Below are 21,420 nucleotides of genomic sequence, written 5' to 3' on the forward strand. Positions count from 1 at the left end.
AAGTTCTTCGAAGAGCTGGAACGTCGATTGATCCGCGAAATGATCCTGAAAGAAAAAATCAGGATCGGGGGAAGGACCTTTAATGAAGTCCGGCCCATCTCCTGTGAGGTGGCGGTCTTGCCGAGGACCCATGGGGCAGCCCTCTTTACCCGGGGGGAAACCCAGGCCCTGGCCGTAACCACCCTGGGGACCTCCTCAGACGAACAAAGGATCGATTCCTTAAACGGGGAAACCTTCAAATCTTTCATGCTCCACTATAATTTCCCCCCTTATTCGGTAGGCGAGGCTCGGATGTTGCGGGGACCAGGACGTCGGGAGATCGGACACGGGGCCTTGGCTGAGCGGGCCTTAAAGCCCATTTTGCCGTCCAGTGAGGATTTTCCCTATACCATCCGGATTGTTTCCGAGATATTGGAATCCAATGGTTCTTCCTCCATGGCCACCGTTTGCGGCTCCAGTCTTTCTTTGATGGACGCCGGTGTACCCATTAAGTCTCATGTAGCCGGAGTGGCCATGGGATTGATCATGGAAGAAGGGGAAGTGGCTGTCCTGACCGACATCCTGGGAGATGAAGACCACTGCGGGGACATGGATTTCAAGGTTACCGGTACGGAAAAGGGCGTTACGGCCCTGCAGATGGATATCAAAATCCAGGGGGTCACCCGGGAAATCATGGGACAGGCATTGAAACAGGCCCAGGAGGGGCGCCTGTCCATCCTGAGTCTGATGAATAAAACCATTCATCAGCCCAGGACCAGCATATCCGATTATGCCCCCAAGATTACCACCATTGAAATCAATCCCGAAAAGATCCGGGAAGTGATCGGCCCAGGGGGTAAGGTGATCCGGTCTATCGTCAGTGAAACCGGCGCCAAGATCGAAGTGGAAGATTCCGGAAAGATCATCATCGCCTCCTCGGACAGCAAGAGTGTGGACCGGGCTATTGCCATGATCAAAGAGATCGTCCAGGAAGTTGAAATCGGCCAGATTTATTTGGGCAAGGTAATAAAAATTATGGACTTCGGGGCCTTTGTCGAAGTCTTGCCCGGTACCGAAGGATTGGTCCATATCTCCCAATTGGACAATCAGCATGTCAAGAAAGTAACCGATGTGCTCAAGGAAGGCGATGAGGTCCTGGTGAAGGTCCTGGAAGTGGACCGGCAAGGGAAAATCCGTCTCAGCCGTAAGGCCGCTTTAGGCCAGACCCTTCCTCCGAAGTGATTGTCATGGTTCAAAAAACAACCTTACCCAACGGCATTCGGATTGTTACCGAGACCTTGCCTTATCTCTATTCGGTCTCGGTAGGGATCTGGGTGGAAAATGGTTCCCGTGATGAAAGCCCTGCTGAGAACGGGATCTCCCATTTTATAGAACACATGATCTTCAAGGGCACCCGGAATCGGACGGCCCTTGAGATTGCCAAGGAGATGGATGCCATCGGGGGGATGTCCAATGCCTTTACCTCCAAGGAACAAACCTGCTTTTATACCCGGGTATTGGAAAATCATCTGGAACAGGGGGTCCGGATCTTGTTGGATATATTTCTGAACTCCCTGTTTGACCCCGAAGAGTTGGAGAGGGAACGGCAGGTAGTCCTTCAGGAAATCAGCATGGTGGAAGATACCCCGGATGAATACACCCATGTCCTGCTGGGAGAAACGGCCTATCATGGTAATTCCCTGGCCCAGCCCATATTGGGGACCCCGGAAACCGTTCAAGCCATTACCCAGGAAAGGATCCTGGACTACCTGGGGCGATCCTATGGTCCTGAAAAGATCGTGGTGGCGGCTGCCGGGAAGGTGGATCATGAGACCTTCGTAGACCTGGTGGCCCCGGAATTGAATAAGATTTCCCCCATTGCCGCGACGGACAATCGCCGCAACCCGGTTCTTTCCTCCAAATCAAAGACGGTTTCCAAGGATTTGGAACAGGTTCACCTGGCCTGGGCCACCAAAGCCCCGGCCGCCGGCGACCCCAAAAGGTATGTCAGCACCTTAATGAACGTCATTATGGGCGGGAATATGAGCTCCCGCTTATTTCAGGAAGTCCGGGAAAAAAGAGGGCTGGCCTATAGTATTTATTCCTTCCTCTCCTCTTATCGGGATTCCGGGATGTGGGGCATCTATACGGCCATTGCCAAAGAAACCTTGACGGAAACCCTTAAGATAATCGGCCTGGAACTCCAAAAACTGAAGAAAGGGGAACTGTCTTCCTCAGAACTTTCTGCGGCCAAAGAATTTGTTAAAGGCGGCATACTGTTGGGTGCCGAAAGCAGTGATAACCGGATGACCCGTATTGCTAAAAATGAAATCTTATTCGGTCGGGACCTTTCTTTTGAAGAAATATTACGGGACCTGGAGAAGGTAACCCCGACTGAAGTCGTTGACCTGGCGGATGAGATTCTCCAACCCGATCAATTCTCTCTGGTCTCCTTAGGGCCCCTGACCGAAGGGGATCTCCCCTCCCCGGCCATTGCCCTTCGATGAATCATCCGGTCCTGAAAATCCGCCGGCTGAATCCTGAAAAAAACCAGGATCTCCCCTGGCCTAAATATATGAGTCCTGGGGCCTCCGGTCTGGACCTGCCGGCAGCCATAGACGGCGACCTGACCCTGGCTCCTTTCGAAATCCGCCTGATTCCCACCGGACTGGCCCTGGCCATACCCCCTGGATTTGAAGGCCAAATCCGGCCCCGCAGCGGCCTGGCCTTAAAACACGGGATCACCCTCATCAATAGCCCGGGGACCATCGATTCCGACTACCGGGGGGAAATCGGTCTGGCCATGATTAACCTGGGGTCAAAACCCTTTACCCTGCGCCGGGGAGACCGGCTGGCCCAGTTGGTGATCAACAAAGTCTATCAAACGGCGATCGAATTAGTGGATGATCTGGAAGACACCGACCGGGCCGATGGCGGCTTCGGGCACAGCGGGGTATGATAAATTTCTCTAAAATTTCATGAGCCGCTCTTCTGGATCGATAGACGCCGTCGAAAAGTCGGCCTAATCGGGTTGTGAGCGATTGGCCCCTTCATTTACTTTGGCCAGATGGTTCTGGTAGGTATAAAGGTTATGAAGCACCCGGGCCGCTATCTCGAAAGAAGAACAGGTGGGGATATGTTTTTCATGAAACCATTCCGCCACTTCCTGGCTAAAGACATCTAAGGCGATGTCTCCCTCCGGTTCCAGGGCCACCAGCAGGGGTTTCTGCATCTCTTCTTTTCCTTTGATTACCTTCTGAAGATATTTAATCAGCCCCGATCTCCCCAGCTCTTTAAAGAACCAGGGGAAATAAAGGTTATAGATTAAGGCGTCAATATTGGGATCATCCCGTAATATCCGGGCCAGACGGGAAAAATGATCTTCTTTTTCAAAAGAGGCGTCCAGCGGATTTTTGACGCTGTTTCCCTGAAGCGGAATAAATGTATTCAGCGATTGAATGCTTTTTTCGGATAATCGCGGGACTTTAAGGCCTTCCTTTTCGGCCATATCGGTCATGGTTACCGAACCTCCGCCGGCCCCGCCCAATATGGCCACATTCAGGCCCTTGGGCAAAGAAGTCATTCTCAGAGCCGCAAAGGTACTCAGGGCTTCCTGCATTGAATGAACGGAAATGATACCGGCTTGCCGGCACATGGCCTCCCAGATTTTTTGGGAACCGGCAATGGCGGCGGTATGGGAAAAGGTTGCCCTGGAACCGCCCTCGGTCTGCCCCCCCTTCCAGACGACGACCGGCTTTTTCGGGGTGATCCGTTTGGCAGACTCGAAAAAGGACCGGCCGTCCCTGAGCCCTTCCAGGTAGGCCCCGATAATATCGATCCTGGAATCCTGGGCAAAATATTCAAGGAACTCATAGGCGCTTACCCCTCTGGCATTTCCGAAACTGACCACCTTGTTAAAATAAATATCTCTTTTGGGGCCTTGAAGGATGAAATGGCTGGCCAGTTGTCCGCTTTGCGAAAAAAAACCAACGTTCCCGGATTTGGTCGGAAATTGATCATTCCAGGCAATTCCTCCCTCGGGGCAATAGATCCCCATACAATTCGGACCGATGATCCTGACCCCGCCTTCTTGAGCGATTGCAACAATCCGATCCTCAATCTCGCTTTGTTCTGAATGACCGGTCTCGGAAAAGCCGGCCGTCAGCAGGTGGACGAATTTTACTCCCTTGGCCACACAATCTTCCATGACCTGAAGGGCCGCACGCGTTGGAATAGTGAAGATGGCGAGGTCTATTGCACCCGGAATGTCGCGGATCCCGGCATAGACTTGATAGCCCAGAATATTCTTGGCCTTAGGGTGAACCGGGTAGATGTCTCCCTGAAAACCCTGATTAAAGGCTCCGGACATAAAGGCGTTTCCGGAACTCCAGCGTTTTCCTTTTTTGGGTGAGGCCCCGACAAAGGCGATATGGCGCGGGTAGAACAGTGTATCCAAGGCATGATCCAATTTCTCAGACATCAAATTCCTCCAGAAATAAAAATATGCGGGGCCGCTGATAAAGGCCGAAGGGTTTTACGACTTCACCACATTCAAACCCTGAATGACCGTATCCGGCAAATTAAAGATGGATCGCAGAATGATATCCGGCCGGATTTCCCCTTCAGGACCGGGGTTCAGGAGCCACCTGGCGGTCATAGTCCCCCCAGACCCCGGCCGGAGAGACACCTCCTGGATCAAGGGCCTGAGATCGATGATTCCCGGTTTTTTACCGGATTTCTCCACCGGCCAGGAGGTGGAAGATAAAAATTCCTGCACCCTTTCTTCGCCCAACAGGGAGGGATTCAATTCCACCCGATATTGATGGGTCTGTCCCTGCGGCAAATGGCTGTTGAGAAGGACTTCGGAGACCTCCAGGATTTGGGTCCCTGGAAATAATTCCCCCGGCAACTGATTTTTAATGGCTTCAGTGGTTTGCCAGCCATAGGATTGGAAATCGACATATTCGCCTTGACTGCTCAACCCGACCGGCAGGGCCGGCCCAAAAGAGAGTCGCGGCATCGGGTGAAAGCCTTCCGAGAAAGTCAGGGGAATCCTGGTCCGGCGTAAAGATCGAATAATGGCCTCTTTCCATTCCAAATGGCCTAAGAATCGGGACGGCCCTTGCTTGGTGATCAGGAGTCGAAACTTTCTCACGGATTCCTTTGGGTAAAAGCTTAAGGGGCGACCCGAAGGGACATCAAACGCTTTAAAGAGAAGGGGTTTAACCTTTAAAGCAGGACAGACCCCGCACTGGTTACACTCCCCCTGACGGCAGTCGGCAGTGGCTAAGCCCGACAACCCCCTTTGATATTCGTTCCAAAGATAGGCCTTATCCACACCGGTATGGATAAAATCCCAGGGCAGCGTCTCTTGTTGGTCCCGGGACTTAAGATAGGTTTGCGGATCGATCCCTTCCTCCTCAAAGGCCTGCCGCCAGTTGTCCCAGGAAAAGTGCTCGCCCCAGCCGTCCAACACACTTCCCTTTTGGAAGGCACGGTAAATAACCCGCCCAAGCCTTTGATCTCCCCGGGACATAATCCCTTCCAGGAAACTCTGCCGGGTATCATTCCATTTGACCTGGATATGCCGGTCCATCAGGGCCGAACGGAGAAAGGTCAGTCGTTCCAGACATTCTTCCATAGACAGTTGAGAGGCCCATTGGAAGGGGGTGTGGGGTTTGGGAATAAACGTGGAAAGGGCTACATGTATTTCGAACCTAAGCCCTTTTTTCCGGACCGCCTTTTTGATCTTCCGGACCAAATCGACCAGCCCTTCCAGATCTTCCCGGGTTTCAGAAGGCAGGCCGATCATAAAGTACAGTTTCAAGACCCGCCAGCCCAGAGAAAAAACCCTTTGAACGGTCTGAAGAATTTCATCCTCGGTGATATTTTTATTGATCACATCCCGCAGACGCTGGGTCCCGGCTTCCGGAGCAATGGTAAAACCGGTTTTGCGGACCCGCAGGATCTGTTCAATAACTTCAGGACCCAGAGTATCGACCCTGAGGGAGGGCAGAGAAACCGCCACCTTTTCCATTTCCCATCGTTCCATCAAGGCCGACAGGAGTTCATTTAAACAGGTATAATCGCCGCTGCTCAGGGAAAGCAGCGTGGCTTCGGCGTATCCGGTCCGGGTTAAACCCTTTTCAAATAATTGATAGACCTGTTCCGGGGAGCGCTCCCGGACCGGTCGATAAAGGATACCGGCCTGGCAAAAACGGCACCCCCGGGTACACCCCCGGGCGATCTCGACACTTAAACGATCATGGATGATCTGTTGATAAGGCAAGGGAGAAATCTCGGGATACCCCACCAGGTTTAAATCCGGGATGATCCGTTTTTCAATGATCGGAGGGTTCCCGGTTTTTGCATGGAAGGACGGGACAAAGACCCCGGACAATTCGGCCAGGGAGGCCAGCAAGGCCTGTCGGTTCCCCCCGCTTTTCTTCCAGGTCAACCAGCTATCCAAAATTTCTTCAATAACGACCTCGCCGTCTCCGATCACCAGGGCGTCAAAAAACCCGGACATGGGTTCGGGATTAAACAGGCAAGGTCCGCCGGCAATCACCAGAGGGTCTTCATCCTTCCGTTCTCCGGCCCAGAGGGGAATCCCGCCCAGGGAAAGCATATTCAAAACATTGGTATAGCCCAATTCATACGGCAGACTGAAGCCGATTATATTGAATTCCTTAAGGGCCAGGCCCGATTCCAGAGAAGGCAACAGGATAGCCCGTTCTTTCATCAACCCAGCCATATCCGGAGCCGGGGCAAAGACCCGCTCGGCCCAGACTTCGGGACGTTGGTTCAGGATATGATACAGTATTTTCATACCCAAATAGGACATGCCGACCTCATAGAGATCGGGGAAGGCCAGGGCAAAACGAAGGCCGACGGTTTCAGGATCTTTAACAACCGAAAAAAGTTCCTGGCCCAAATAACGGCTGGGCCGGCGGATCAGGGGTAGATGGTTCTCTAAAGGATTCGTTTTCATTTATTAATAATATCGTTGGGTTTAAATATTTTTAGATTTAGAATGTGAGGTCAAAAGGAAGGGCTATCTTTTCTAACCTGATTATTTCTCCTTGATCCCTACTCCTATTTATTTTATACTCTTTCCATCGAAAAGCAAGTTCTATCAAAACACCGTTTTTACTTTTCCCCATAATCATCATTTTTAAAAATAAAAATGATGCGTTCGTCAAAAAAATGACGGCTTTGTAAAAAGTCTCCTGGGCCGTCACCCCGGCGAAAGCCGGGGTCCAGAACCAATTGAAAAGACTGTATTCCGGCTTTCGCCGGAATGACGAAATGCGAGTTTTGGCGACTTTTTACAGGTTCATCATAATAAGGATATGGGCTTTATGGCGGCTAACCGGTCTGATCTCAAGGGTTTTTTTTATCCTGAAAGCATTGCCATTTTCGGCGTTTCAACAGGGGCCTATCGATTCGGAGGCCAGAGTTTTCTGGGAAAACTGATCGAATGTCGATACCCTGGAAGGATCTATCCTGTCCATCCCAAAGCAGAAGAAATCCAAGGGCTCAGAGCTTACCCGGACCTGTTGTCCTTACCGGAGGTGCCGGACCTGGCCCTGGTGTGTGTTGCGGCCCAGGCCGTGCCTTCCATTCTGGAGGCTTGCGGCCAAATCGGGCTGAGGCATATCCACATCCTGACTTCGGGCTTCCGGGAAACAGGGACCAGGGAAGGCCGGGACCTGGAAGACCGAATTCGCTCCATTTCGAAGGAAAAGGGGGTGATGGTCATTGGTCCTAACTGCATGGGCCCCTATTGCCCCGGCTCCAGATTAGCCATGTGGGGGGCAATACCGGGAATGAGCGGCCCTCTGGGCGTCATATCCCAAAGTGGGGGCATGACCCAGCGGTTTACCGAATATACCTGCTCTCTGGGCCTGGGGGTGGATAAGGCCGTCAGTTTCGGCAATGGGACCGTTCTTGATAGTTTGGACTTTCTGGAGTTCATGGCCGGGGAGGAAGGGATTGGTCAGATCGCCATGTATCTTGAAAGTATCCGGGATGGGAGAAAATTTTTTAAGCTGGCCGGAGAAGTGAACCGGACAAAACCCATCATTCTTTGGAAGGGAGGCGAATCAGAGGCCGGCGCCCGGACCGCCGCCTCCCATACCGGGGCCCTGGCCGGCGCGGAACGAATCTGGGAGGCTTTTTTCCGTCAGACCGGGGTGACCCGGGTCAGATCCATGGATGAATGGGTGGATGTCAGCCTGGCCTTTGCCTTTCTGCCGGCACCCAAAGGGAAAGGAGTTTTTTTGATCGGTGGTGGGGGCGGAAACAGCGTTACCCAAAGCGACGCCTGTCTGAGAGAGGGGCTGGAGGTCCCCCGGCTCTCCGAGGTCACGATGGAATACCTGGGCCGGACCGTACCGGCAGCCGGATCTATCGGGGGAAATCCCTTAGATATGTTCCGGACCTTCCAGGATGCCGACTACCTGGGGGAGGTACTCGACCTGGCTTATCAAGACCCCGCGGTTTCTATGGTCATTGTGGATCGGATCATCCCCCGGAAGGCCTTTCATCTCCCGAACCTGCCGGATTCAACCCCCCGGGTCATTGAATTTCTGGAGAGCCGGCCCGATCGAAAGCCGACCGTCTTTATAGTGGATGGCGAGGGGGGCGACCTGGACCTGACTGCTGCCGGTGTTGCCCTGAGGTCCCGGTTTTGCAAGGCCGGCATCCCGGCTTACCCTACGCTTCAACGGGCGGCCCGGGCCTTGTGGCATCTTCAGCGCTATTATGCCTATCGGCAAATGGTCTGATCGCGGACACGTCCATCCGGAAAAGGCAATATCCGGATGGAGCGGTCGGCCATCAGCTTTTAGCTATCAGCAAAATCAATTCCTATCCTTGGACCTATCCGGGCAGGAATTGCCCACTATAGACCGGTTCTTTCATCTCGATCAGGTCATCGACCCATCCTCATGAGGCCAACCCCTCGATTAGCTTGTTTGAAAACGAATTCCTTTGATGATTAACATCCTGGCATTCCCTTTCTTCTTTCTTGGTCCTGAATTGTGGTACTTTCACTTTATTGACCTTCGATAAAACTGTTTTTCCTTGGTAGTCAGATCCCTGGCCGTTATTATTCCGGTCTTTTTATACCGCAAAATCCAAACCACCAGAAACGTTCTACGGATGTTCCCTTTGGAAAGAAGCCCAAAGTTTATGCTTGACATAATGCATATAGGTCGATAACTTATATTTTCATGATCGTAAGCTTCAGAGATAAGCGAACGTTGGAATTCGCAAAGGGAAAGCGGGTCAAAGCCTTTGTGGGTTTTGAAACCAAGGCAGAAATGCGGCTTGACCAACTCGATTCGGCCACCTCCTTACTCGACCTGGACTTGCCCGGAAATCGTCTTGAAGCGCTCAAGGGAGACCGTAAGGGCCAATACAGTATCCGCATCAATGACCAATGGCGGATTTGCTTTGAGTGGCCGAAGGGTAGCTCGGGGCCGATCAATGTTCAAATCATCGATTACCATTGAGGTGCATTATGGGACGTAAGGCTATTCATCCCGGCGAACATCTCGCCGAACAACTTCAGGCTCTGGACATGAGCGCGGCTGAATTAGCCCGCAAGCTTAAAGTGCCTACCAATCGCATAACCGAAATCCTGAACGGGCAGCGAAGCGTGACCGGGGACACGGCCTTGCGCCTGGGACATTTCTTCGGAACGAGCCCGGAATTCTGGCTGAACCTGCAGAAGCTATATGAATTGCGTCTGGCCGAGAAGAAATCCGCGGAAATAATCAAGAGCTTGCCGAGACTCACCAGGCCGTCGAATAAACAAGACAACCCTGCTCATCCTTAAACAGGGAATCACCCAAAACAGACCGGTTCTATCCTGTCGATCTGGGCATCGCCCTATCCTCGGAGGGACCCGAGGACTTTCGCAAGAATCTCCTTGCCGACGTCGACATACCGGACTGAGAATTAACCCAAGCGGGAAATCATTAATGAATGGATTGAATGTCCCCTCCGAAATCAGAAGGAATATGAACCTCCAAAGAAAAGAATCATCTAATTCAATAGATACAGATACTGGATCACCGGGGTTGGCTGCGTCAGATCCAAATAAGCCATTACGGCCTTGCCGGTACTGATGGCGGTCAAGGCTACTGCCAATTGTTCCTTCATCTGGTCATATCTGCTGGTCATCCATTTTGTAGTAAAGGCTCCACTGCCGTCAGTAAGACAGATGAAGGTTCCACCGCCCCCTGGGCCGGCCGCATTCACCCAACAGGTGTACCAGGCATCGGCAGCCTGGATTTCGGATTTCAGGGTCAAAAAGGTGATTGCCGTCAATAGGACTAATCCCAGGATAAAAGATTTCTTCTTAAAAGTTGTTCGCATGTACGATCTCCTTATCTTATAATTTGTGTCTGTTGATTTACACATTTTACTATTCTCTTAAAAATCATCATCTCCCTCTGAAAAACATTCCCACCAACTAACACCCTCCGGTCATCTCGCTTCCAATAATAAAAGAGGCAGATAGTCTAACCCACTTTTATGCTTCGGTAAAGAAAATTTGGGTTGACCGTTCTGATCCCAGAGTCCCCAATAAGGACCCCGGAAGGACAGCGAAAGCTTTTCCTTTCTGTCCTCTCAACAGAAAGGAAAAATTATTCCCCCTTTGCGACCTCTGCGCCTCTGCGGTGAGAAAATTTCTTTCAAAAGGATAGATATGAAAAAAATGACAACCTTTTTCGGAATAATTCTTGGTGTTTTATTCTGCCTCGTTTCCACCGCCCCTCCGGCTGCGGCCGCCCCGAAAGCCCTGCTGATCGGTGTCGGCACCTATAAACACCTGCCCTATACGACCCCTAAAGGGGAGAAACTGAATAATCTCAGGGGGCCGGTCAATGACGTTCAAAAAATAAAAGAGGTGTTGGTTTCCGGTTACAACTTTAGTCCGGATAACATTCGGGTTTTAAAGGATCATGAAGCCACCAGAGAGGCCATTCTGAAGAATTTTAATCAGTGGCTGGTCAGGATCTGAAACAAGGTAAAAGCGGACCCCAAACAAGCGTTAAAAATGCCAGACTGAGAGGGTCTCTGGAATCCTTGACCCGTGGGATTGGAGTTGCTACAAGTGAACATAGCGGTAAAGAAGCGGAGAGGAAGCCGTCAGTAATTACTGCCGAAAGGATAGAATTCAAGCATAATTGACGGCTATGTGAGAAGCCTCTCGGACCCGGAAAAAGAATTCTTATTCACCGCAGAGGCGCCAAGTACGCAGAGAGAATTTACTTGCCGGTGCCCTGCTATCAATTGCCCCGGTATCAACCAGAAAAATAGATTCATAAGGATTTTAATGAAAATGGGGCGGGATTCAAACCTGCCCGACAATAGGGGGAGCAAGTTTCAAACTTGCTCCCGCAGTCGAAAACTGATACTCCTCGTTATCCCTTCCGCACTCTTCCTAAAAACACCTTGACATCGATGATCTGGATCCCATAAAATTGTTTCAGGTTCCTTAAGTGCGGGTCCCGGGAGATAATAAAATCTGCTTTGGATTCCATTGCACAGTTAAGGAATATATCGTCTGCAGGATCTGCGGAGCCCTTTTGAAGACTATACAAACCCTTTGAGATTATAGCTTTTTCCATTACCAGGCCGATAAATTCATCGATATCGTCCATTGAAGGTTTAAAATGTTTCAGGATATGGGGATAATGGAGCACCCGGTAAAGTTCAGCCATAATTTCCTTTGAGGTAACAAGAGTAAAACCCCCTTCCGCAATCATGTCCCTTAGCTCTCTGGCCAACCCCTCTTTGGCGAAGGCCACGCTGACCATGACGCTGGTATCTATAACCGCTTTAATGATGGGCATGGGCCTTTGACCTGACCGCTACCACTGCTTCATCGATCACCTTATCTATCTCATCCTCGGCATAGCCTTTCGTGCCTTTAGCGAGTCGGTCCGTGATCTCCCTAAACCTTTGGGACCAGGACCTCTCGGGTTTCGGCCTCATCATCTTATTGACCTGATTTTTCACGATAACTCCTTCGAGGATCTTTTTTACCGCCTCTCTTTCATCCGCATCCAGGGCAGAAACCATTTCGAACTGTTCCAGGAGCTCTCTGTCCATGATCTTGCCGGCGGCTATTCCTGCCTTACTATCAAAAACCATCTCGTCAATGGAAACCCCCAGGGTCCTGGCCAGCCGGGTTACGACTTCAAGGGTAGGAGAAGACTTGTTCGCCTCATACCGTCTGATCTGAGAGATAGCCACGCCACTTTTTTTAACAAGATCCTCCTGGGTTAAACCTTTCTCTTTTCTGAGTATTGACAAATTTTTTCCAAACGACATAAAAAATCTCCTTTGGCCCGTTAATCTCACTGGATTTTATTTCAGGATTTATAGTGCCTGATTACAATTTTAAGGATAGGTTGACACGCTATTCTTGCTAAAATACATACCTTATGTGGCATTATAAATACCATATAAGGTATATAAATATTTTTTAAGGTTTAGTCAATTATTTTCTTTCGAGAAGCTCAAGTTTCAAGTTTGCTCCCGCGCATTTGAAAGGGGGTTCAAAAAAGTTTTTAAAAGGATTGGATAGCCGGGACCTTCGGGAAGTTAAGGAACTGCCAGGGCGAATTTTATTGCCGAATTAACCTGCGACATCTTTTCTTCCCGCAGGATTGCTATTCTATCCTTCAGGATCTCTTTTCGAATTGTGATTATAGTATCAAGGTTGACAATGCATCTTTTGGACATTCCATCCTCGCGATCCAATTCAACTTCCACCGGGATGCCCCTGATAGTTGAGGTCACCTCCGCCACCGTCACGGCACTTCTTACTGCATAGGCCTCGTTTCGGCTGAGAAGAAGAACGGGACGGCGGCCAATGGGAAGGGGTAGTTCCGCCCACCAAATCTCCCCTCTTTGCATTACCAGTCTCCTTGAGAAAGGGTGCTGAGCGAAGCCTTTTCCCACCCTTCAAGGTCATGGAGCTTTTCTGGAATCCTCCGATACCCTTCTTCATATATTTTTACCAGCCGTTCTTTTTCCTTGGCTTCTTTCCATAACCGTATTGCATCAAGGACCAATTTGCTTCGGCTTACTCCTCTTTTCTTTCGATATTTCTCCAATTCTTGAAATTCCTTATTCGGAAGACTGACTGCAAACTTAACAGCTCGGTCCATTATCCCTCCTTGGTATATTTTTTTCATACTTAAGTATGACTATATTTTAAAACTTATGTCAATCGAAAAAAATCTGGCTGGCATTTTCCTGAGCGGGTTCAATTTTTCAAATTGAACCCGGAAATTAATGGGAGCAAGTTTCAAACTTGCTCCCGCAACGATGAATAAATGTAGATTTATGACACTATTAGTGGTAAATGATTAAATTGTTTTTCCTATAAAAATCCTAAAGGTGTGGCATGAAAAAGTATTCGGCTTACAAGTTTCGAATTTTATGCACTACCCTTTTTCTCCCTTTCATTTTATCTCTCCTCTTCTTCGACTTAGCCCGGGCCCGACCTCCCGGAGAGATGACCAAACAAGGAACTTACTTACCAGAGAAACAGGAGTGGACTGAAGTCGAAAAGAAACTTCAGGAAGCTGAAAAGAAAATAGAAGAAGAACGTCGCAAGCTCTCCAAAGGAAAATCAAAATCAAAGCCGAAGAAAAAGAAGAAAAGGAAAAGCTCCCTTTATTCAATATCAGAATAATTTGTGGATTCCGGCCTGCACCCTCCGGTTGTAGTACCCTACGGGACGGAATCGGGAATGACGGAGGGGGTATCGAAACTTTTTCCTTCTCATTCTTGACATAGTTCACCACTTTTGATACACTTCAATGAAAAGTCAAATCAACTTTAAGATAATCCTTAAAATTTTTCAGGAGAAATTTATGCCTACCAAAAACCCGAGAATCAATGTCGTTTTGGATAACCCCCTTTATCATGACGTAAAATTCCTGGCCAAAAAAGACGGGGTCTCTTTATCCACCAAATTAAGAGACCTGGTCAAGGAGGCTCTGGATGTTCAGGAAGACATTTACCTGGCCAGATTTGCCGAAAAACGGGAAAAAACTTTTAGAGATTCGCCAACTCTTAGCCATGAGGAAGTCTGGGCTTAATTATTAGAATTTGGGCTAACGTCAGATGACTTTTGAACTGATCTATCACTCGGAAGTAAAAAAAATAGATTTGCCTAAAATCGATTCAAAAAATAAGGCCATGATTAAAAAAGCCATCGAAGAACGCCTGATCACCGAACCGGAACTGTACGGGAAACCCTTACGGCGTACACTTAAGGGTTACTGGAAATTAAGAATTGGAGAATACCGCATCGTTTTTAAAATATCCGGGAGCGTCATCTTTATTTTAGGAATAATCCATAGAAAAGAGGTCTATCCGCAAGTAAAAAGGAGATCAACAAAGGGGCTTTTATGAAACCAGCCGACGACTTAAAAAAAACCCTGTTCCGCATTCATGACAAAGGCTACAAGGCCTATCAGGATATAGAAGGCCTCTATCTTTTTTCTCAATATGAACTGTCCATCGACCGGGTCCAAGCCGATCCCTTTGCCCCGCCTTCCCGGGTCCGGGTCATCATCTCTTTAAAAAAGTGGAAGATTTTTTCAGATCTCTGGGAAAACAAGATCCGCCGCATTGCCTTTTGTGATTTTATCGGCCGCCAGGTCCAGCAGGCCATCCGCAATCTTTCCTCCAAACACCGGGGGACCGGCAAGAGTGGTATGATCGCCATCGAAGCCGGGGGGCCGGAAATCCTGGAAAGGACAGCCGTGGTGATCAACGGAGAAATCCTGGAATTGCGTCTGACCGTCGGATTGCCTGCTTCCGGCAGGACTATTTCCGGGATGGAAGCCGTTTCCATTTTTTTTGAGGACCTCCCCAAGGTCATTCAGCAAGGGGTTTTTCAGTTTCCCACAATGGGACTGACGGTGAAACATTTTGTAGATGCCTATGAAGACCAGGAGTGGCTGCGCCTGGCCCTTAATGAAAAAGGGTTGTTGGCCTTTGTTCCTGAAGGGGCCATCCTGCCCCGGGAAAGCGGCATCAGTTCCCGGCCTCTGGCCATGGGAGCGGTCCCCTTTTATCCTCCCCAGGAATTATCCCTATCCTTCCATCTCCCCCATAAAGGGGCGATCAGCGGTCTGGGGCTGGAAAAGGGGGTGATCTTGATCGTCGGCGGGGGCTTTCATGGAAAGTCTACCCTGCTCAGGGCCTTGGAATTGGGAATCTACAGCCATGTCCCGGGGGATGGACGCGAATATGCGGTCACTGATTCCAAAGCGGTCAAGATCAGGGCCGAAGAAGGCCGCAGTGTAACGAAGGTCAATATCAGCCCATTTATCAAGAGTCTTCCCCTGCTTCGGGATACGCTCCGTTTCAGCACCGAAAACGCCAGCGGCAGTACCTCCCAGGCAACCAATATCATGGAAGCCCTGGAAATGGGGGCCAGGGTTTTATTGATCGACGAAGATACATCGGCTACCAACTTCATGATCCGGGACCGGCGGATGCAGGAATTAGTCAAAAAGGCCCATGAACCGATTACCCCCTTTATCGACAAGGTCCGCCGGCTCTATCGGGATTATGGGGTCTCCACGGTATTGGTCATGGGAGGGTCCGGGGACTATTTTGAAGTAGCCGATACGGTGATCTGGATGAATAATTACCGCCCTTTTTCCGTTACTTCAGAGGCCAGGGCCATTGCCGAAAAATTTCCGGTCCATCGTCTAGAGGAAGGCGGGGAAAGCTTTGGTGAGATCACCCCCCGTCAGCCCAAGCCGGACAGCTTTGATCCCAGCCGGGGTCACAAAGAGGTCCGCATTGAAGCCAAGAGTCTGGAAACCCTTTTTTACGGGGAACAGGTCATTGACCTGTCTTTCCTGGAACAAATAGTGGAAACTTCCCAAACCAGGGCCATCGGCCGATGCATTCATCTCTATGCCACCCGGTTTCTGGAAAATAATGCCCATCTTAAGGAAGGCCTGGAAAAGGCCATGGACGAGATCGAAGAGAAAGGTCTGGATGAACTCATGCCCTATAAAGTCGGCTATTTAGCCAAACCCCGGCTCTTCGAAATCGCCGGGGCCATCAACCGCCTGCGGAGCCTGCAGATAAAATCATAATTAGGACGCAGATTTTCGCCGATACCCGCAGATAACTATTCTATATTCAAAATCCTGGCAATCTGCACGATCGGCGAAAATCTGCCGATCCGAGTTGATCTGCGTCCAAAACGAAAATTCCGAAAAAGAAGCTTGAAGTATCGGGAAAATAACTGGTATATTAAACCCTCATGCCCCGCTGAGGCACTACGAAGCACGAAAATAACTTCTGGTGGCTATAGGCGATGGGCAATAGGCAATAGGTTTCCGAATTTTTCTTTTCCTATAGCCTATAGCCTCTTGCCTATAGCCTGAATTTTTCTATTTTCGAACTAAATTCAAAAACCCTGTTAAAAGGAGGAACGATTCATGGCGGATTTATTGGAGATTATCCAAGGAAGAAGGAGTGTTCGAAATTATCAAGACCAGGCGGTACCCGATGATGTTTTAAATAAAATACTGGAAGCTCTGCGCTGGTCCCCTTCCTGGGCCAATAGCCAGTGCTGGGAGGTTGTCGTCGTTAAAGACCTGGAGACCAAACAAAAACTTCAAACCGCCTTGCCCCCCACCAACCCGGCCGGCCGGGCCATGGTGGAAGCCCCGGTTATCCTGGTCCTTTGCGGCCAATTGCAGAAGGCCGGATTCTATAAAGGGCAGGTGACCACCAAGTTTGGCGACTGGTTCCTTTTTGACCTGGGGATCGCCACGCAAACGCTTTGCCTGACCGCCCATTCCCTGGGTCTGGGGACGGTTGTGGCCGGACTTTTTGACCACAATAAGGCCAAAGAGGTTTTAGGGGTACCTGAGGGCTATGAACTGGTGACCATGATCCCCCTGGGTTATCCGGCCAAAGCACCGGCGGCACCCAAAAGGAGAGAAGTAAGCGAGTTTGTGCATCAGGGGAAGTTTTGAGGAAATGGCATAAGGCATAAGGCACAGGGCGCAAGGTCCAAGGAATAATCTTTAACATCACTAATAGGGATGGGCCTAACCTTAAACCTTATGCCTTGCGCCTTATGCCTTTTTCGTGAAGAGGTGCTTAATCGCCCCCCAGCCCATTCTGCGGCGGAGCATGCCTAATTGATCCTGCAGGGGCAGGTCCTTGGGGCAGACATCCTCACAGCCCAGCAGACCCATACAGCCGAAGATCCCTTCATCGGTTCCGACCACCTCAAAGTATTCCTTCTCTTTCCTCTGGTCCCGCGGATCCATCATGAAGCGGGCGATACGGTTCAAGGCCACGGCTCCGACAAAATCCGGACGCATATTGGCCGTGCCGCAGGCTGCCACACAACAGCCGCATTCAATACATCTTTCCAATTCATAGATCTCTTCGGCCAGGGAATTATCCATACGCTCTTCTTGGGCCGTCGGGTCAAAAACCTTGTCGGTATGGATCCAGGACTCCATCTTCTCATTCATGGACCGGAACCAGGTCCCGGTATCCACGGATAAATCGCCGATCAGTTTAAAGACCGGCAAGGGCAATAAGGTAATTTCTTCCGGCAGGTCTTTGGTCTTGGTATGGCAGGCCAGATCGGGCCGACCATTGATTACCATGGCACAGGAGCCACAGATCCCGGCCCGACAGCAGAAGTCAAACTGGAGGCTTCCGTCCTGTTCTTCCCGGATTCTATTCAGGGCGATAAAAATGGTCAGGCTGTCGGTTTCATTCAGGGAAAAGTCATCCATATGGGGTGTTGACCTGGGATCGAGGGGATTATATCGAAAGATATGGAAAGTCAGTTTTCTGGCCATGATAAAAACCTCGCTTTTTGTAACACTTTAGTTATTTGAAAAGAGATTTTTTCTTCACCGCAAAGGCGCAAAGAACGCAGAGAGAAACATCTTTGTTCAATCCCGTGAGAGGCGGGATTGAACAAAACATCCCTGGCCTCCGACCATATAATTATGCGGTCGACTTCGTCGACCTAAAAACAAAGGCTTCCGTTTGGAAGCCGGCAGAAGGGCTTCCGGCCCGGAGGGGCCTACACCCCGGAGGGTTGCGAAAGCTTTTTCCTTTCTGTCCTCTCAACAGAAAGGAAAATTTATTCCTTCTTTGCGCCCTTTGCGACTCTGCGGTGAAAATTGTTTTCCAAAAAGCTAAACTGATACGTTTATTTAGCTGTTAGCGGTCATTTATTCATTAAAATCAGACATCGGCTCCGGTTCTTTGAGCCCGCAGACCTCCGGATCTTCGGAGCAGATGATCTTGCAGGAGCCGTATCCCCGTTCTCCGGGGGGAATCTCCCAGACCCTGGAATTAGGTTCGTAGGAAAAGGTCGGCAGGATGTCGCCCTCCTTCCAGGTGGCCAGGGTGCGCTTTAACCAATCCCGGTCATTGCGTTCCGGATAGTCCTCCCGGGCGTGGCAGCCCCGGCTTTCCGTGCGGACCAGGGCCCCATAAGCAATGCACAGGGCCAAACGGACCATCCCTTTAAACCGGAGGGCCAGGGTCAGTTCCGGGTTGGCCCCCGGGCCAAAAGCATTAACCCCGACCTTTTGGGCTCGTTCATATAAGACCTGGAGGCTCTCCACGGCCATTTTCAGATCCGGATGGTTTCGAAAGATGGCTACCCGGTCCATGAGATCGTCCTGCATGACTTTGCGAAGTTCAAAAACGTTTTCCTGGCCGTCCTTGCCTTGGATCAAACGTTCAATACGCTCTTCGTCCCTTTTCAGGGCCGAGCGGACTGCCTCGGTTTTAAACTGGACTTCATAGCCCTCCAGAAAATCAGCCACCTTCTCTCCGATGATCTTTCCGGCCACAATCGTCTCGGCCAGGGAATTGCCTCCCAGGCGGTTAAAGCCGTGCATATCCCAGCAGGCGGCTTCCCCGGCCGCAAAGAGCCCTTTCAATCCGTAAGCCGCCCCGTCCTTGTTGGTGCGGACTCCTCCCATACTGTAATGCTGGGCCGGGCGGACCGGGATCATTTGGGTAATGGGATCGATGCCCAGGAATTTATTACAGATCTCATCCACTTCCCGGAGTTTGGTTTTGATATGATGGGCACCCAAATGACGGATGTCCAGCCAGAGGTGGTCGCCATAGGCACCTTTCACCCCTTTGCCTTCCCGGATGTGGTGGGTCATCCACCGGGAAACGACGTCCCGGGAGGCCAGTTCCTGCTTGGCCGGTTCATAGACGTGCATGAACCGGTCCCCATTGACATCCTTTAAGGTTCCGCCGTCTCCCCGGCAGCCTTCGGTGACCAGGATATTGGTCGGGACAATTCCCGTGGGGTGAAACTGAACGGCTTCCATGTTCCCCAGAGGGACCAGACCGGTATCCATGGCAATAACGGCCCCTGAGCCGTCATTGATGACGGCGTTGGTGGTTTCCCGGTACAGGCGGCCATAGCCGCCGGTGGCGATCAAGGTGGCTTTGGCCAGATAAACCCGCAATTTTCCGGTCTTAAGATCCCGGGCCACGGCCCCCATACAGGTCAGGCCATCATGGATCAAGGAGACGGCTTCCACCCGGTCATGGACCACTACCCCCAACTGGACCACCACGTTGTCCATGGTAAACAAAAGGGTATGACCGGTGCCGTCCGAGGTATAGCAGGTCCGCCATTTGGCCGTGCCCCCGAAATCCCGGGCCGTGATCATCCCCTCCCGTTCCTTTGACTCGATTTTTTCGTATTGCTTTCCGGCCTTGTAATAGGTGCTCTTACCGGCTACCACCCGGTTCCAGGGGATCCCCCATTGGGCCATTTCGCGAACGGCCACCGGTGCGGTTTCGGCAAAGAGTCGGGCCACTTCCTGGTCACAGCCCCAATCCGAGCCTTTTACGGTATCGGAGAAATGGATATCCGGGCAATCGCCGTCGCCCATGCAGCAATTGCCCAAAGAGGCCTGCATGCCTCCCTGGGCGGCAGAGGAATGGGATCGGCGGGGAGGAACGATGCTTAAACAGAGGGCTTTAAAACCCCTGGAGGCGGCTTCCACGGCCACCCGTTCACCGGCCAGCCCGGCCCCAATGGACAAAAGATCGGTATAATAGGTTTCCAAGATGCGCTCCTTAACACAAAACAGCGTTCAGCCTTCAGCGGTCAGCCTTCGGCGAAACCCATTTTTGTGCTTTGTGGGGTTTATAAAACCAGCCTGTAAAAAGTAAAGAGGGTGACGGCCCCGATAATCAGGAAAAAGAGGGTCAAAAGATTTTCAAAACGTTTGTAAAAGGGCCGGTTGGAACGGGTAATTATCCCCCATTTTACCCCGATCCGATAGAAACCGATCCCTACATGAAGCTCGATCATGGGCAGCAGAAGGATATAAAACACCAGCCAAAACCCGCCCTGGATCCGGGCCGCACTCTTGGCCGCCGTGATGGGCAGATCGGTTAAAATGGTCCAGATATGAATAGAACCCATGATGAGGATGAGCATGGCGGTCCCGGCCTGGACGACCCACAGCCAGGTGTCCAGATGGTGGAGCCTCCGGCTGTGCTCCCAGATGGCCTTTTGTTCCTGGCTTCGGAACGGGAGCTTGCGGGCGGCCAGAATAAAATGGACCAAAAAGGTGGCCCCGATAAGCGGTCCGCCGGTTTGGGCCATATAAGTATCCTCAAGGAAGCGGGCCAGGGCGTTCATCGTTCCGGCCCCGAGGTTGATACTGGCCACCAGGATCATATGACTCCACATGAAAAGGATTAATCCCGCACCGGTCAACATCTGTAAAAAATCAAGATAGGCAGCGGTTCTTAAAGAGGGCCTGGGATAGGCAAGGGTCTGGCTGTTCATGATTCCTCCGAAAAAATTTTAGGAATAAGCAAAAGCTTGTTGCTCGTTACTGGTTCCTCGTTAGGCGTTGCGAGTCAAAAAAGTGTAAGCTTTCCTTGATAACAGGCAACCCCAATAAACTTTAACCTGAAAATACGCATTCCGAATTTCGAATCATAAAGTGATTTTTTACCTTCCTTCGACATTCATTATTCGTTATTCGATATTCGATATTCTCTTGTTTATTTCGTGCCCCCGGGGGCATGAGGTTGGTTAAACTTTATAGTGATTGATGGTCAATACCGGCACCGGTGAATTTTTGACCACCTTTTCAGCCACACTTCCAAAAAGGGCCTTTTCTAATCCTTTTCGTCCATGGGTCCCCATGATAATCAGGTCAATTTTTTCTTCCTGGGCATAGCGGATGATTTCATTGGCCGCATCCCCGATTATTATCTTTTTGACAAAGTAGGGACATCCTTGAAGTTCTTCTTCGCAGACCTTTTCCATCATCTTTTTGGAACTTTCGGCGATTTCGTTTTCGATCAGGGTCAGGGAAGGATGGGGAACATGAAAACTGGATA

General features: G+C 50.5%; 23 protein-coding genes. 12 read left to right on the plus strand and 11 right to left on the minus strand.

What is annotated here, in order from left to right:
• The 3 genes from pnp to dut form a co-directional block, all read left to right on the plus strand.
• The coding region (gene pnp, locus HY879_20090) for a polyribonucleotide nucleotidyltransferase (GenBank protein ID MBI5605639.1) at window positions 1-1,221 on the plus strand (1,221 nt) is incomplete at its 5' end.
• A gap of 5 nt (window positions 1,222-1,226) precedes the next feature.
• The gene (locus HY879_20095; protein MBI5605640.1) at window positions 1,227-2,486 is read left to right on the plus strand and encodes an insulinase family protein; all 1,260 of its coding nucleotides are present in this window, start codon (window positions 1,227-1,229) and stop codon (window positions 2,484-2,486) included.
• Complete coding sequence (gene dut / locus HY879_20100) at window positions 2,483-2,938, plus strand: dUTP diphosphatase (GenBank protein ID MBI5605641.1); 456 nt, start codon at window positions 2,483-2,485, stop codon at window positions 2,936-2,938. Before HY879_20095 ends, dut begins: the two co-directional genes overlap by 4 nt.
• Window positions 2,939-3,001: 63 nt before the next feature.
• Here the strand turns inward: dut and HY879_20105 are convergent, their stop codons facing one another.
• Window positions 3,002-4,459 carry a CoA-binding protein gene (locus HY879_20105; protein MBI5605642.1) on the minus strand — a complete coding sequence of 486 codons (1,458 nt, stop codon included), beginning with the start codon at window positions 4,457-4,459 and terminating at the stop codon, window positions 3,002-3,004.
• A gap of 54 nt (window positions 4,460-4,513) precedes the next feature.
• Entirely contained in the window at window positions 4,514-6,970 is a 2,457-nt protein-coding gene (locus tag HY879_20110) for a TIGR03960 family B12-binding radical SAM protein (GenBank protein ID MBI5605643.1), read from the minus strand.
• A 370-nt stretch (window positions 6,971-7,340) separates the two neighbouring features.
• On the opposite strand from HY879_20110, the gene HY879_20115 reads away from it, so the two are divergent.
• The 3 genes from HY879_20115 (at window position 7,341) to HY879_20125 (ending at window position 9,823) form a co-directional block, all read left to right on the plus strand.
• A complete protein-coding gene (locus HY879_20115) occupies window positions 7,341-8,768 on the plus strand; it encodes a CoA-binding protein (GenBank protein MBI5605644.1) in 1,428 nt (475 codons plus the stop codon).
• 447 nt (window positions 8,769-9,215) lie between these two features.
• Window positions 9,216-9,497 carry a type II toxin-antitoxin system RelE/ParE family toxin gene (locus tag HY879_20120; protein MBI5605645.1) on the plus strand — a complete coding sequence of 94 codons (282 nt, stop codon included), beginning with the start codon at window positions 9,216-9,218 and terminating at the stop codon, window positions 9,495-9,497.
• Between the two features lie 8 nt (window positions 9,498-9,505).
• Window positions 9,506-9,823, plus strand: a complete 318-nt coding sequence (locus HY879_20125; GenBank protein MBI5605646.1) for a HigA family addiction module antidote protein — start codon at window positions 9,506-9,508, stop codon at window positions 9,821-9,823.
• Between the two features lie 209 nt (window positions 9,824-10,032).
• Here the strand turns inward: HY879_20125 and HY879_20130 are convergent, their stop codons facing one another.
• A complete protein-coding gene (locus HY879_20130; GenBank protein ID MBI5605647.1) occupies window positions 10,033-10,365 on the minus strand; it encodes a hypothetical protein in 333 nt (110 codons plus the stop codon).
• A gap of 334 nt (window positions 10,366-10,699) precedes the next feature.
• Here HY879_20130 and HY879_20135 point away from each other — a divergent pair, with 334 nt between their 5' ends.
• Window positions 10,700-11,014, plus strand: a complete 315-nt coding sequence (locus HY879_20135) for a caspase family protein (GenBank protein ID MBI5605648.1) — start codon at window positions 10,700-10,702, stop codon at window positions 11,012-11,014.
• 403 nt (window positions 11,015-11,417) lie between these two features.
• Here HY879_20135 and HY879_20140 read toward each other — a convergent pair whose 3' ends face one another.
• The 4 genes from HY879_20140 to HY879_20155 all read right to left on the minus strand — a co-directional run bounded on the left by HY879_20140 (window position 11,418) and on the right by HY879_20155 (window position 13,172).
• On the minus strand, window positions 11,418-11,849 hold the full coding sequence (locus tag HY879_20140; protein MBI5605649.1) for a putative toxin-antitoxin system toxin component, PIN family: 432 nt from the start codon (window positions 11,847-11,849) through the stop codon (window positions 11,418-11,420).
• Complete coding sequence (locus tag HY879_20145; GenBank protein ID MBI5605650.1) at window positions 11,836-12,330, minus strand: helix-turn-helix domain-containing protein; 495 nt, start codon at window positions 12,328-12,330, stop codon at window positions 11,836-11,838. The genes HY879_20140 and HY879_20145 overlap by 14 nt, the downstream gene beginning before the upstream one ends.
• A gap of 273 nt (window positions 12,331-12,603) precedes the next feature.
• A complete protein-coding gene (locus HY879_20150; GenBank protein ID MBI5605651.1) occupies window positions 12,604-12,918 on the minus strand; it encodes a type II toxin-antitoxin system PemK/MazF family toxin in 315 nt (104 codons plus the stop codon).
• Window positions 12,918-13,172: a ribbon-helix-helix protein, CopG family gene (locus HY879_20155; protein MBI5605652.1), complete on the minus strand. Its 255-nt coding sequence runs from the start codon at window positions 13,170-13,172 to the stop codon at window positions 12,918-12,920. The genes HY879_20150 and HY879_20155 overlap by 1 nt, the downstream gene beginning before the upstream one ends.
• 350 nt (window positions 13,173-13,522) lie before the next feature.
• Between HY879_20155 and HY879_20160 the strand changes: the two genes are divergently transcribed.
• The 5 genes from HY879_20160 (at window position 13,523) to HY879_20180 (ending at window position 17,024) form a co-directional block, all read left to right on the plus strand.
• Window positions 13,523-13,702 carry a hypothetical protein gene (locus HY879_20160; protein MBI5605653.1) on the plus strand — a complete coding sequence of 60 codons (180 nt, stop codon included), beginning with the start codon at window positions 13,523-13,525 and terminating at the stop codon, window positions 13,700-13,702.
• 181 nt (window positions 13,703-13,883) lie between these two features.
• A complete protein-coding gene (locus HY879_20165) occupies window positions 13,884-14,111 on the plus strand; it encodes a toxin-antitoxin system, antitoxin component (protein ID MBI5605654.1) in 228 nt (75 codons plus the stop codon).
• A 25-nt stretch (window positions 14,112-14,136) separates the two neighbouring features.
• Window positions 14,137-14,427: a type II toxin-antitoxin system RelE/ParE family toxin gene (locus HY879_20170; protein MBI5605655.1), complete on the plus strand. Its 291-nt coding sequence runs from the start codon at window positions 14,137-14,139 to the stop codon at window positions 14,425-14,427.
• Window positions 14,424-16,133 carry an ABC-ATPase domain-containing protein gene (locus HY879_20175; protein MBI5605656.1) on the plus strand — a complete coding sequence of 570 codons (1,710 nt, stop codon included), beginning with the start codon at window positions 14,424-14,426 and terminating at the stop codon, window positions 16,131-16,133. The genes HY879_20170 and HY879_20175 overlap by 4 nt, the downstream gene beginning before the upstream one ends.
• Window positions 16,134-16,481: 348 nt before the next feature.
• The gene (locus HY879_20180) at window positions 16,482-17,024 is read left to right on the plus strand and encodes a nitroreductase family protein (GenBank protein MBI5605657.1); all 543 of its coding nucleotides are present in this window, start codon (window positions 16,482-16,484) and stop codon (window positions 17,022-17,024) included.
• Window positions 17,025-17,126: 102 nt separating this feature from the next.
• Here the strand turns inward: HY879_20180 and HY879_20185 are convergent, their stop codons facing one another.
• The 4 genes from HY879_20185 to HY879_20200 all read right to left on the minus strand — a co-directional run.
• Window positions 17,127-17,870 carry a fumarate reductase iron-sulfur subunit gene (locus HY879_20185; GenBank protein ID MBI5605658.1) on the minus strand — a complete coding sequence of 248 codons (744 nt, stop codon included), beginning with the start codon at window positions 17,868-17,870 and terminating at the stop codon, window positions 17,127-17,129.
• A gap of 381 nt (window positions 17,871-18,251) precedes the next feature.
• The gene (locus HY879_20190; protein ID MBI5605659.1) at window positions 18,252-20,126 is read right to left on the minus strand and encodes a fumarate reductase flavoprotein subunit; all 1,875 of its coding nucleotides are present in this window, start codon (window positions 20,124-20,126) and stop codon (window positions 18,252-18,254) included.
• Between the two features lie 80 nt (window positions 20,127-20,206).
• The gene (locus HY879_20195; protein ID MBI5605660.1) at window positions 20,207-20,857 is read right to left on the minus strand and encodes a succinate dehydrogenase/fumarate reductase cytochrome b subunit; all 651 of its coding nucleotides are present in this window, start codon (window positions 20,855-20,857) and stop codon (window positions 20,207-20,209) included.
• Between the two features lie 252 nt (window positions 20,858-21,109).
• Window positions 21,110-21,420, minus strand: a 311-nt coding sequence (locus tag HY879_20200; GenBank protein MBI5605661.1) for a universal stress protein, incomplete at its 5' end; no start/stop codon positions are given.

The sequence above is a fragment of the Deltaproteobacteria bacterium genome (genome assembly GCA_016219225.1).
Taxonomy (GTDB): Bacteria; Desulfobacterota; RBG-13-43-22; order RBG-13-43-22; family RBG-13-43-22; genus RBG-13-43-22.